Consider the following 11,895-nt stretch of genomic DNA (forward strand, 5'->3'; position numbering starts at 1 on the left):
TGTCCGGCTACGGGGTCAAAAGTACTACTTTTTTTCGGACCGTGGGGTTTTTCCCTCCAAATCCAGGAGGAAGGCATATTCCATAGCCGTCTCTTTCAGGGCCTCAAAACGACCGGAAGCGCCCCCGTGCCCCGCATCCAGGTTGGTATAGAGATACAACAGGTTTTCGTCCCTCTTTATATCCCGGAGTTTAGCCACCCATTTGGCCGGTTCCCAGTATTGTACCTGAGAGTCATGCAGCCCGGTAGTCACCAGCATATGGGGGTATGCCTGTGCTTTTACATTGTCGTAAGGCGAATACGATAGCATGCAGGCATAGGCTTCGGGATCGGATGGATTCCCCCACTCGTCGTATTCGCCCGTGGTCAGGGGGATGGTATCGTCCAGCATGGTGGTTACCACGTCCACAAAGGGCACTGCCGCCACGATCCCATGGTAGAGTTCCGGGGCCAGGTTAACCACAGCGCCCATTAGCAGCCCCCCGGCGGAACCCCCGTACGCATACAGGTGCGCTGCCGAAGTATACCGAGATGCGATTAAAAATCGGGAACAATCAATAAAATCGGTGAAGGAGTTCATCTTATGCTGCAAACGGCCGGCTTCATACCAGGGTCGCCCCAGGTATTCCCCACCCCTGATGTGTGCTATGGCATAGATAAAACCCCGGTCCAGCAGGCTCAGGCGCACCGTGGAAAAATAGGGGTCCGTGGTACTGCCGTATGCGCCGTAACCATACTGCAGCAAAGGGCTGCTGCCGTCCAGGGGCGTATCCTTATGGTATACCAGGGAAATGGGGATGCGCGTCCCGTCGGCAGCAGGGGCCCATACCCGTTGAGAACGGTAGTTTTCTTTATGGAAGGTCCCCCCAAGGACTTCCTGTTCCTTCACCACCTTCCATTCACGGGACTGCATATCGTAGTCCACGATGCTGTATGGGGTGGTCATGGCATTGTAGACCATCCTCAGGGTGGTGGTGTCGTAATCCAGATTAATGTAGGGATAGGCCACATAGGTCTCGCTTTCAAAGGGGATGTAATAGGATCCCGCACCATCCCAGCGGTTTATCTGCAGGCGGTTCAGGCCGTTGTCCCGTTCACAGACCACATAATACTCCCGGAATATTTCCAGGTCTTCCAGCAGCACGGATTTCCGGTGGGGGATAAACTCCTGCCAGTACCGGCTTTCCGTCTGGTGCTCGGGGGTTTTCATCACCTTGAAGTTGGTGGCCCCGTCCTTGTTGGTCAGGATGTAAAAGGTACCATCGTAATGGTAAATGGAATATTCCACTCCCCGTTCGCGGGGCGAAAAAACCCGGAATTCCGCTTCGGGTTGATTGGCCGGCAGGATGCGGTACTCCGAGGTCAGGGTACTGAAGGCCCCGATAATGACATACTGCTGGCTCTTGGATTTGTAGACATAGGTGTTGAACGTGGGGTCTTCTTCCTGGTACACCAGTACATCCTCGGATACCGGGGTGCCCAGCACATGCTTGTAAATCCGGTCCGAACGCAGGGTTTGCGGGTCTTTCCGGGTATAGAAGAGGGTTTTGTTGTCTGCGGCCCATACCGAACTCCCGGTGGTGTTTTCCAGGGCTTCGGGGTAGCACTCCCCCGTCTCCAGGTTCTTAATGCGGATGGTGTATTGCCTGCGGGATACCGTATCCACCCCAAAGGCGGCCAGGCGGTTGTCCGGGCTTACGGATATCCCCCGCAGGTTGAAGTAGGCATGCCCTTCTGCCATGGTATTGGCGTTAAACATGATTTCCTCCGGGGCCTCCAGGTATTCCTTGTGCCGGGTATAGATCGGGTATTCCATCCCGGTTGCATACCGGGTAATGTACCAGTACCCCTGATAGCGGTAGGGCACAGACTGGTCGTCCTCCTTAATACGCCCTTTCATCTCTTCAAAAAGTTCCTGCTGGAACGCTGCCGTATGAGCCGTACAGGCCTTGTAATAATCATTTTCGGCCTCCAGGTAGGCCAATACCCCGGGATCTTCCCGCTGGTTCAGCCAGAAGTAGTTATCGGTGCGGACATCCCCATGGCACTCCAGGGTGTGGGGTCTTTTCTCCGCCCGCGGGGGCTGACGTTTTTCGGTCATGGAAGCAGGAATTAGCAGTCAGGGGGCAAAAATAGCACTTAAATGGAAACTGGAGACAGGCGTTCCCCAGCCCGGCACGGCGTTCAACCTGCCAGAGAATTTTGTAACTTCAACCCCAAAAGCGCACCTATGTTCGGAGATATGATGGGGATGATGGGGAAACTCAAGGAAACCCGGAAGAAAATCGAGGAGACCAAAAAGCGGCTGGACCAGGTACTGGTAACAGAATCGGCTGGCAATGGGGCGGTTACCGTAGTCATTACCGCCAACCGGGAGGTTCGGGAAATCACCCTGGACGACCGCCTGCTGAAAGACAGGGAAGAACTTACAGATACTCTGATACTGGCCCTCAATAAGGCCATCACACGGGCCGGGGAAGTGCAGGAAGCCGAACTGGGCGCCGTGGCCCGGGAGGGCATGCCCCAAATCCCGGGGATGGACGGGTTGTTTAAATAAGTTATGCTGGAAATCAAAAAAGACCAGGCTGGCCACTACAGCTTTGTGGTAAAAAGCCCGCAGGGGCACCCCCTGTTGGAAAGCGTGCCCTTTCCCGATCCGGAAGCGGTACAGCAACAGGTAGCCCAGCTCCGCCCACAGGTGCAAAACCCGGCCATTGTAGAGCGCACCACCGGGCACGACGGCAAATTCCGCTTTGCCCTGAAAAATGCCGAGGGCGCCGTCCTGGGCCACAGCCAGGCCTACAGCTCGGAAGCCGGAATGGAAAACGGTATCAAGAACACCCTGAACGGGCTTGCAGACCTCCCTTCAAAATTCTAAACCGTCCAGTACTTCCAGGACGTAGGCGTGCATGGCCGGGGTATAATCCCTGTGGGTGACCATACGGAGCTTGCCCTGCCCCATCCCGATCAGGCGGATGCCCTGTTCGCCCAGGAGCGCACTTAAGGCCGTATCTGTTACCCGATCCTGAAAAACCTCAAAAATCACGATGTTGGTCTCCACCGGGGCCACGTAGCTCACAAAGGCCTTATCTTCCAGCAGCGCCCCAATTTCCCTTGCTTTGCGATGGTCTTCGGCCAGATCTTCCACCTGGTGGTCCAGGGCGTAGATACCAGCAGCAGCCAGATAGCCTGCCTGCCGCATGCCACCGCCCAGGATTTTCCGGATTCGCAGTGCCTGGTCCATATCGGCCTTACTCCCTAACAGGAGGGACCCCACCGGGCAACCCAAGCCTTTGGACAAACACACGCTAATGGTATCGAAAAGGGCCCCGTACTGTTCCGGTTTAGTCCCCGTTGCCACCAGGGCATTCCAGATCCGGGCACCATCCAGGTGGTAGGCCAGCCCGTGTCGGTTGCAGACCTCCCGGATCCGCTCCAGTTCTTCCATGTCCCAGCAGGCCCCTCCCCCTTTGTTGGTGGTGTTCTCGATGCAGACTAACCGCGTGCGCGGGCTGTGGTAGAAATCGGGTGGGTTTACAGCCGCCTCTACCTGGGGCGCTTCCATCATGCCCCGGTCTCCATCTACGAGTTTACAGGAAACCCCGCTATTGAAGCTAACCCCGCCCCCTTCATAATTGTATACGTGGGCGTATTTATCGCAAATAAGCTGGTCTCCGGGCTGGGTGTGCAGTTTAATCCCGGTCTGGTTGGCCATGGTCCCGCTGGGGAAAAACAGGGCCGCCTCCTTCCCGAACATTTGGGCGGCTTTTTCTTCCAGGGCGTTCACGGTGGGGTCTTCCTTAAAGACGTCGTCCCCTACCCTGGCCTGCATCATGGCATCCAGCATGCCGGGGGAAGGACAGGTAACCGTATCGCTGATCAGGTTTACTTCCATGGGGTTTCGGTTTCGTCAGCACAACTCATCCCGATGGGCGAACCGTCCGGGATTTGGGGTACTGCAGGGATTTCAAGTTTTTCAGGGTAGGCCATAAAGGCATCAATACGGCGTACCAGTTCCCGGTCTTCCGCTGTAGCGTCCTTCCGCAACAGGGTACCCTTCAGGTCCCGCAGCTTTGCATAGGCCAGCGCATTAACCTGGGGGTGCACCTCCTTCTGGGCGGCCAGTTGCAACAGGTGCCAGAGGGTGCGGAAACGCACTACCTGGCGTACCCCCTGTAGGTAGGGATCTTTATCCGTGGTCCCGAAAACCGTATGGGTGAGGGCATCCAGTACTTCGTCCAACCCAAGCTGCCCGGGCTCGAGGCTCTTTTGCTGGATCAGGCGGGAGGCCCGCTGGGGGTGCAGCAACAACCCCAGGGTCATGTCCGAAGCGGTTTCCGCTGCCGCCAGAGCATCGAAGGCGGTACCGGTGCGGTTCTTAAAGGATTCCCGTGTGGCCGGGTACCCCATTGCCCGGGGCGGAAACCACTGCAACAGGGATTGGGGGATGGCCAGGGTGGATGGGCTCAGGGTGGTAAGCACCGCGTCCAGGGCTTCCTGCTGCCGGGGGCGTTCCAGCATTTCCCAGGGCTTGCCCGCTTCGCCTTTTACGGCATAGGAATAAACCATGCCGCCAATGCTTTTTACAGCAGCCTCAGTCTGGTAGCGGTGGTAAAAATACAGGGGAACAAAAACATCTTCCATGACCGAATAAGGTTCCCCGCTGCGGATGTTATCCGGGGAAAAATGGGTTATGGCAGCCTTGCGCACCTGCAAAACGCGCTGCAGTTCCCCAGAGGCGCTGGCCCCGTTATCCCAGAGGTGGGCATAGGCATGGGAGCCCCCTGCTGCCCGGGCATCCTGATCGGAAATGTACCGAAGGCCATCCCGGGAGGCCTGGTCCAGAATAGCTTTCAGGGCCCCGGATTCCTCGGTGCCCTCGGGAAAATCCGAATAGGCATAGGCTACCGTTACTTTATCCCATTCGCCAATACCCGTATCGTAGGCCTGAGAAAAATCGGGCTGTCCATCCTGCAGGGCCACATAGGGATGGGGATAGTCCATTACCGAAGCTCGGTTGTTGGTACTGGCGGCAAAATTGTGCGCAAACCCCAGGGTATGGCCAATTTCGTGGGCAGATAACTGCCGGATCCGGGCCAGCGCCATCTCCAGCATGGGGGATGTATTGGCGTCTGAAGACGCAAAGGGTGCCTGGGCCAGCGCCTGGGCAATCATATAGTCCTGGCGGATGCGCAGGCTCCCCAGGCTTACATGGCCTTTGATAATCTCGCCCGTTCTCGGGTCCTGCACACTGCTGCCGTAGCTCCAGCCCCGGGTAGAGCGGTGTACCCACTGGATTACATTGTAACGCACATCCATGGGGTCGGCATCATCCGGGAGCATTTTTACCTGAAAGGCATCTTTAAAGCCAGCGGCCTCGAAGGCCTGGTTCCACCAGCGCCCTCCTTCCAGCAGGGCCGAGCGCACCGGTTCGGGCGTGCCGTTATCCAGGTAATAAATTATGGGCTCCACAGCCTCACTTACCGCGGCTTCGGGATCTTTCTTCTCCAGGCGGTGACGGGGGATAAACCGCTTGACCAGGGGCTCTTCCACCGGCGTGGCATAATCGTAATAGGTAAAGGGATAGGCCCCGCTCCGGGGGTCGAAGGCACGCATCTCAAACCCGGGCTCCGGCAATTCGATAAAGGAATGGTGCTGGGCCACGGTTACGGCCCGGGCATCCGGGGTTACCGAGCGGATGAGCCTTCCCTGGGGTTCTCCTTTAAACGTGAGCAGTACATCCAGCTCCGTATTCTTCGGGAAAGCCTTGGTGCGCTCCAGGTTCAGGGCGCTGCGGCTGGGGTCCAGGCTGTAATTACCCTGTTTCTGGGCCTTGAGCCTGGCCGCCACCCCATGGGCATCCTGCATCAGGTAAGGGGTCAGGTCTATGATGTAGTGGTCCCCTATGGTCTCCACAATGGGAAAGCCAAAGCGCACGGACCGGGCAAAGGCCTGTTCTACGGACTTCCGCTCCAGGGCATTGTCCGTATTGGCCCGGTATTGCATATTGGGCTGCATCAGCAGGATTTTGTTCCCGGCCTTTTGGAAATACACCACTTGCTCATTTCCCAACTGGCCGCGGTCCAGCCCGATATCATTGCTGCCGATCCCGCTACTGAGGGAGTATACATAGAGGAATTCCTGGTTCAACTTGTCGATTTCCAGGTAAATCTTGTCCTGGGATGCATCGTAATAAAAGTTAAAGTAGCCTTCAAATTTCTGGTAGGAATCCTTTTTCTCGGAGAACTGGGCCCAGAGGCCCGCCTGGGACAGGAGCAGCCCCAGCAGGAGGAATTTTATTTTCATGTGTCGGTTTTGCGCTAAAATTAGCCAAAATGCGCCTTCTATAAAACGCGGATGCGCTAAAAATCCGGTGGCGGGACCGGGCAAAGCAGAGATCCGCGCCTGCAGGCATTGCGGAGTTCGGAAAAATACGGGACAGGATTTTTCTTTTTCCCTTCCAGCCCTTATTTTAAGCCTTCCTATGGCAGCAAAGACCAAAAACATCTTTACCGACTACGATCGGAACCCGAAACTGTTCGACGAAATCTACAACCAGCAGGGGAAGGTTACCAAGGTATACCGCAAGCTCCTGAAGCTTTACGGCAAACATTCTATTAACGACTATTACGACCTCAATAGCCGGGCCAAGGCCTCTTTCTACAACCAGGGGATCACCTTCCGGGTATACGGGGATGACAAAACCAACGAAAAAATCTTCCCCTTCGACCTGTTCCCGCGCATAATCGGGGCGGAGGAATGGGACCACATTGAGAAAGGGGTTATCCAGCGCTGCAAGGCCCTGAATGCCTTTCTTTGGGATCTGTACCACGAACAGCATATCCTAAAAGAAGGGATTGTGCCTGTAGATTTGATTACCAGTTCGGCGAACTACCTGGACCAAATGAAAGGCCTGGACCCGCCAGGGGGCATTTACAACCACATTTCCGGGACGGACCTGATCCGGCATACGGACGGGCATTTTTACGTGCTGGAGGACAATATCCGGTGTCCTTCCGGGGTCAGTTACGTGCTGAGCAACCGCACCGCCCTGAAGCGCGCCCTGTTTGGGGTGTTTAACCACTACAACGCGCATACCGTGACCAATTATGCGGAAAACCTGCTGGACCTGCTGGAAACAGTCAAGCCCCATGGTGTAGATGCGCCTACCACCGTGGTGTTAACCCCGGGCATGTACAACTCCGCCTTTTACGAGCATTCCTACCTGGCCAAGACCATGGGCGTGGAACTGGTGGAAGGCCGGGACCTCTTTGTGGAAAACGACTTTGTATATATGAAGACCATCCACGGGCCGGAGAAGGTGGATGTGATCTACCGCCGTATAGACGACCTGTTTATGGACCCGCTGGAATTCCGGAAGGATTCCGCCCTGGGGGTGCCCGGGCTGTTTGCGGCTTACCGCAAGGGGAACGTCACGATCGCCAATGCCCCCGGCACCGGGGTGGCGGACGACAAGGCCGTCTACACGTATATGCCGGAAATCATCCGCTATTATCTGGGGGAAGATCCCATTCTGCGTAACGTGCCCACCTACCACTGCAGCCGGCCGGAAGAACTGGAGTATGTATTGGAACACGTACGGGAACTGGTGATCAAACCCGTGGACGAAGCCGGGGGATACGGGATTTCCATTGGCAATACCCTGAGCGATGCCGAGGTGGAAACCGTGCGGAACACGGTAAAGGAACACCCCAGGAAATATGTGGCCCAGCCCATCATGTCCCTGTCCGTTCACCCCACCTATATTGAAGAGACCCAAAGTTTTGAACAACGCCATGTAGACCTGAGAACCTTTACGGTACTGGGGCCGGACCGGGAATTTGTCCTTAAAGGGGGCCTGACCCGGGTAGCCCTCCGCCGGGGGAACCTGGTGGTAAACTCCTCCCAGGGCGGCGGTTCCAAGGATACCTGGGTACTCAAAAAAGACGACGACCATGCTGGCTAGAGTTGCAGATAACCTATTCTGGATGGGCCGCTATATAGAGCGCGCGGAGCACATGGCCCGGTATATGAACGTGAATTATTTTTCCTCCCTGGACGCGCCCAATTCCCGCTCCCAGACCCGCGATTTTGTGATGCGCAGCATCCTGTTCATGGCCGGGGAACCCGCCGCGGATGATGCCAAACTGGACGAACAGGCCGTGCTCTACCGCGTAGGGCTGGACCCTGAATTCCCGTCCTCGGTGCGCAATTCCATCCTCTATGCGCGGGAAAATGGCCATTCCGCCCGGGACCTGATTTCCACGGAGCTCTATGAGAGCATCAACAAGTTCTACCATTTTGCCGTGGAGTACCCCAAGGGCAAATTCGTCAAGACCGGGCTTTTTGATTTCACCACCCAGGTTACGGAAATGACGGCCGTGCTGCGCGGGAAAATCAGGGGTACCTTGCTGCACGACGATATTTATGCCATCATCATGATGGGGGTAAATATGGAACGGGCGGTGCAGGTCACGCGGATGATCAATGCCAAGTACAACGACGCCAAAAAATCCCTGGGATCGTACGGCGACCGCTTCCGCAACAGTTACGAATGGACCACCCTGCTTAAATGCGCGGAGTCTTACGACATGATGCGGCGGTTATACAAAAAGACGCCCACCAGCCTGACCACCCTGGAATTTCTGATTTTGAACCCCAAATGCCCCCGCTCTGTGATGAACAGCCTGAACCAGGTATACCGACACGTGCTTACCCTGGATCCCCTGCGGGCCAAGGACAAAGCCTCCACGGCCTTTCTGGTGGGCAAGGTGCGGGCCGAATACGAGTTTAAGCGCATCGAGGACCTGGAGGGCGACGTACAGGCGTTCATTGACCATATCCTGAGCGAATTGTCGGCCATCGGCAGCCAGATGGAAAAAGAGTTTTTCCACTACTGATTTCTGGGATTTTGGTCTACCTTCACCCCTTTTGAGCCCCAACCCGATTTATGGCGGAAACCTATACCATCAGATACCAGGCGGAAAACACCTACGAGCACCCCGTTATTGAGGCCACCTGGCAGTTTTTGATCGTCCCGGAAGAGAATGAGACTCAGACCGGGGTGGAAATCCGGTTTGAAAACAGCGCTGGGGCACCCTGGGAACTTTCCACCAATGGGTTCGGGTTTGCCGCCCTGAGGGTCCGCAACCGCTATGCGCTGCAACAAATCCGTTTTGAAGCCTCCTTCCGCCTCACCAAAACGCCGGTAAACCCTTTTGATTTCCAGGGCCAGCCCCCGCCCCTTTTTGACCCCGAAACCCTGGGCGAACTGCCCTTCCGCATTGCTTTTGCCACCTTCCTGAAAGAAACGCCCCTGACGTGCCTGCCTAAGGACGCGGAGGCCTTCTGCCTGCAGCCAGGGGCCGGGTTACTGGAAAACCTGCAGGCTCTGAACACCTGGGTGTACCAGACCCTGCAGTACACTCCCGGGGTCACCCATGTGGGTACCACCCTAAAGGAAATCCTGGATATGCGCAAGGGCGTTTGCCAGGATTTTTCACACCTCTTTATCGGGATAGCCCGCCGGTATGGGGTGCCAGCGCGCTATGTGTCCGGCTACCTGCACCAGGGGCGCGGCTTTTTCGGGGATGCCCAGATGCATGCCTGGGCCGAGGCCTGGTTGCCCGGGCTGGGATGGGTGGGCTTTGACCCGACCAACAACCTGCTGGCCGCCACCGACCACATCAAAGTGGCCCACGGACGTGACTATGAAGACTGTGCCCCCATCAAGGGTATTCTCTTCGGGCCGGGTTCTAATGAGAGCCGCCACGCGGTGGAGGTGCAATCCCAACAATAGCCCAGGGCCGCGTGGGTAATTCCGCAAAAACGCGTTACTTTTACAGCCGAATTCAAATCAGCGCACGAAGATGGAGAGATTCAAGTCGCTTATGGAACGCCTTGGCGCGTTAAGGAGGTATCTTTGACATAGATGCCAAGCGTATCGAAATCCAAAACGAAGAAGAAAAAACCCTGGAACCCGGCTTTTGGGATGATCCGGTAAAGGCGCAGGCCTTTATGAAGGAGCTCAAGACCCAAAAGAACTGGGTGAAGGACTTTGAGGCTGCCGAATCCCTGATCGGGGAATGCGAGGTCTTTGTGGAATTCCTGCAGGCCGGGGAAGTGAGCGCGGAAGAAACCGAAAGCGCCCTGGATAAAGCCGAAAGGGCCATTGAGGATCTGGAGTTCCGCAACATGCTTTCCGAGGAAGGGGACGACCTGACGGCCGTGCTACAGATTACCGCGGGTGCCGGGGGAACTGAAAGCTGCGATTGGGCCTCGATGCTCATGCGGATGTACATCATGTGGGCGGAGAAAAACGGCTATAAGGTTAAGGAACTCAACTACCAGGAAGGGGATGTGGCCGGGATCAAAACTGTAACCCTTGAGATTGAGGGCGACTATGCCTTTGGCTGGTTGAAGGGGGAAAACGGGGTCCACCGACTGGTGCGCATTTCGCCTTTTGACAGCAATGCCAAGCGGCACACCTCTTTTGCCTCGGTCTATGTTTACCCCCTGGTGGACGATACCATCGAAATCGAAATTAACCCCTCCGACATAGAGATCACCACGGCTCGTTCCAGCGGTGCCGGGGGTCAGAACGTGAACAAGGTGGAGACCAAGGTACAGCTGGTGCACAAGCCCACGGGCATACAGATCAGTTGTTCGGATTCCCGCAGCCAGCACGACAACCGGGCCACGGCCATGAAAATGCTGCGGTCCCAGCTCTACGAGATTGAGCTGCGCAAAAAGCAGGAAGCCCGTGATGCCATTGAATCTTCCAAAAAGAAAATTGAATGGGGCTCCCAGATCCGCAACTATGTCATGCATCCCTATAAGCTGGTGAAAGACGTCCGCACAGGCGAGGAAACCGGCAATGTGGACGCCGTGATGGATGGAGACCTCAATAGCTTCCTGAAGGCCTACCTGATGATGATGGGCCAGCAGACCACCGATACCCCTTAAACCTGTACGGATGATCACTGTATACCACAACCCCAGATGCCGGAAATCCCGGGAAGCCCTGCAATGGCTGGAAGGCCGTGGCATTCCCTTCGAAACCGTGGAATACCTGAAACACCCGCTCTCGGCTGCGGAGCTTTCTGAATTGCTGGGTAAACTCGGCATGGAACCCGATGCCCTGGTGCGGAAAAATGAAGCCATCTGGAAAGAAGCATTCCGGGGCCGGGACCTGAGCCCCGAGGAAGTGGTCCGTGCCATGGCCCAGCACCCGAAACTCATGGAACGCCCCGTGGTGGTTTCAGGTAAACGGGCCGTTGTGGCGCGCCCTGCGGATGTCATTTCGAAACTTATTGACCAATAAGCACTTACACCTGCCGCAATCCATTGCGGTTGAATTAACAAAGTTTTAACCAAACCCGGTTAAACCCCCTGTGGGTTAAACCATCTAAACAAACGCAAGATGAGATCGAGACTAATCGTTTTGTTTGCCCTTTTGGGCGGAATTTTTGGAGCCGAGGCCCAATACGGTTACGGATATGGGGGGTACGGAAACGGCGGATATTATGGCCGGAATGCCATCCCCCAGGCCGAAACCCCGGCCAAAAAGCCCGAGCCTAAAACCGCGGAGGAAATTGTTGAGGATGCTATGCCCCAGATTATCGAGGCAGCCGCATTAAACGACTTTGAAGCCGCAGTAGTCTCTGCAACCCTGACCAAGTACGTACAACAGCGCATTGAACTTCGAATCCTTGAATTGACCCCTGAACAAACCCGGGAGGCCCTCGAAAACATCGAGCAGGCCGAACGGGCCGAATTGGAACAAGGCCTGCCGCCCGAAAAATTCGAGGCAATGATGGCCCTTAAGGAAAATGGTTACGATGCAAAACGGTTTAAAAAGAAGGAAAAACGAAAGAAAAAATCGAAATCCTAAACG

At 55.9% G+C, this 11,895-nt stretch carries 11 protein-coding genes; 8 read left to right on the forward strand and 3 right to left on the reverse strand.

The features are described 5' to 3' along the window. Positions 1-24: 24 nt before the first annotated feature. Entirely contained in the window at positions 25-2,100 is a 2,076-nt protein-coding gene (locus OZ410_RS11990) for a S9 family peptidase (protein ID WP_277708209.1), read from the reverse strand. A 129-nt stretch (positions 2,101-2,229) separates the two neighbouring features. Here OZ410_RS11990 and OZ410_RS11995 point away from each other — a divergent pair, with 129 nt between their 5' ends. Together OZ410_RS11995 and OZ410_RS12000 are read left to right on the forward strand one after the other, a co-directional pair. Further along, positions 2,230-2,556, forward strand: coding sequence for a YbaB/EbfC family nucleoid-associated protein (locus OZ410_RS11995; protein ID WP_277708210.1), 327 nt, complete (start codon positions 2,230-2,232; stop codon positions 2,554-2,556). A 3-nt stretch (positions 2,557-2,559) separates the two neighbouring features. Next, positions 2,560-2,877: a YegP family protein gene (locus OZ410_RS12000; protein WP_277708211.1), complete on the forward strand. Its 318-nt coding sequence runs from the start codon at positions 2,560-2,562 to the stop codon at positions 2,875-2,877. On the opposite strand, the gene OZ410_RS12005 is transcribed toward OZ410_RS12000, so the two are convergent. Both OZ410_RS12005 and OZ410_RS12010 read right to left on the reverse strand, forming a co-directional pair. Next, positions 2,866-3,894, reverse strand: coding sequence for a threonine aldolase family protein (locus OZ410_RS12005; protein ID WP_277708212.1), 1,029 nt, complete (start codon positions 3,892-3,894; stop codon positions 2,866-2,868). The two genes, OZ410_RS12000 and OZ410_RS12005, sit on opposite strands and share 12 nt — an antisense overlap. Then, positions 3,885-6,305, reverse strand: coding sequence for a zinc-dependent metalloprotease (locus tag OZ410_RS12010; RefSeq protein ID WP_277708213.1), 2,421 nt, complete (start codon positions 6,303-6,305; stop codon positions 3,885-3,887). The genes OZ410_RS12005 and OZ410_RS12010 overlap by 10 nt, the downstream gene beginning before the upstream one ends. 178 nt (positions 6,306-6,483) lie before the next feature. Here OZ410_RS12010 and OZ410_RS12015 point away from each other — a divergent pair, with 178 nt between their 5' ends. From OZ410_RS12015 to OZ410_RS12040, 6 genes are all read left to right on the forward strand, one after another. Next, positions 6,484-7,965, forward strand: a complete 1,482-nt coding sequence (locus OZ410_RS12015; RefSeq protein WP_277708214.1) for a circularly permuted type 2 ATP-grasp protein — start codon at positions 6,484-6,486, stop codon at positions 7,963-7,965. Further along, positions 7,955-8,899: an alpha-E domain-containing protein gene (locus OZ410_RS12020; protein WP_277708215.1), complete on the forward strand. Its 945-nt coding sequence runs from the start codon at positions 7,955-7,957 to the stop codon at positions 8,897-8,899. The genes OZ410_RS12015 and OZ410_RS12020 overlap by 11 nt, the downstream gene beginning before the upstream one ends. A gap of 50 nt (positions 8,900-8,949) precedes the next feature. Next, the gene (locus tag OZ410_RS12025; protein ID WP_277708216.1) at positions 8,950-9,798 is read left to right on the forward strand and encodes a transglutaminase-like domain-containing protein; all 849 of its coding nucleotides are present in this window, start codon (positions 8,950-8,952) and stop codon (positions 9,796-9,798) included. A 70-nt stretch (positions 9,799-9,868) separates the two neighbouring features. Further along, a protein-coding gene (gene prfB, locus OZ410_RS12030; protein ID WP_277708217.1) for a peptide chain release factor 2 occupies positions 9,869-10,964 on the forward strand; the annotation gives its coding sequence in 2 pieces (ribosomal slippage) (positions 9,869-9,922 and positions 9,924-10,964; 1,095 coding nt in all). Positions 10,965-10,974: 10 nt separating this feature from the next. Then, a complete protein-coding gene (gene arsC / locus OZ410_RS12035; RefSeq protein WP_277708218.1) occupies positions 10,975-11,322 on the forward strand; it encodes an arsenate reductase (glutaredoxin) in 348 nt (115 codons plus the stop codon). A gap of 99 nt (positions 11,323-11,421) precedes the next feature. Beyond that, the gene (locus tag OZ410_RS12040) at positions 11,422-11,892 is read left to right on the forward strand and encodes a hypothetical protein (RefSeq protein WP_277708219.1); all 471 of its coding nucleotides are present in this window, start codon (positions 11,422-11,424) and stop codon (positions 11,890-11,892) included. Positions 11,893-11,895: the final 3 nt, after the last annotated feature.

The sequence above is a fragment of the Robiginitalea aestuariiviva genome (assembly GCF_029537735.1).
In the GTDB taxonomy this organism is placed as follows: domain Bacteria; phylum Bacteroidota; class Bacteroidia; order Flavobacteriales; family Flavobacteriaceae; genus Robiginitalea; species Robiginitalea aestuariiviva.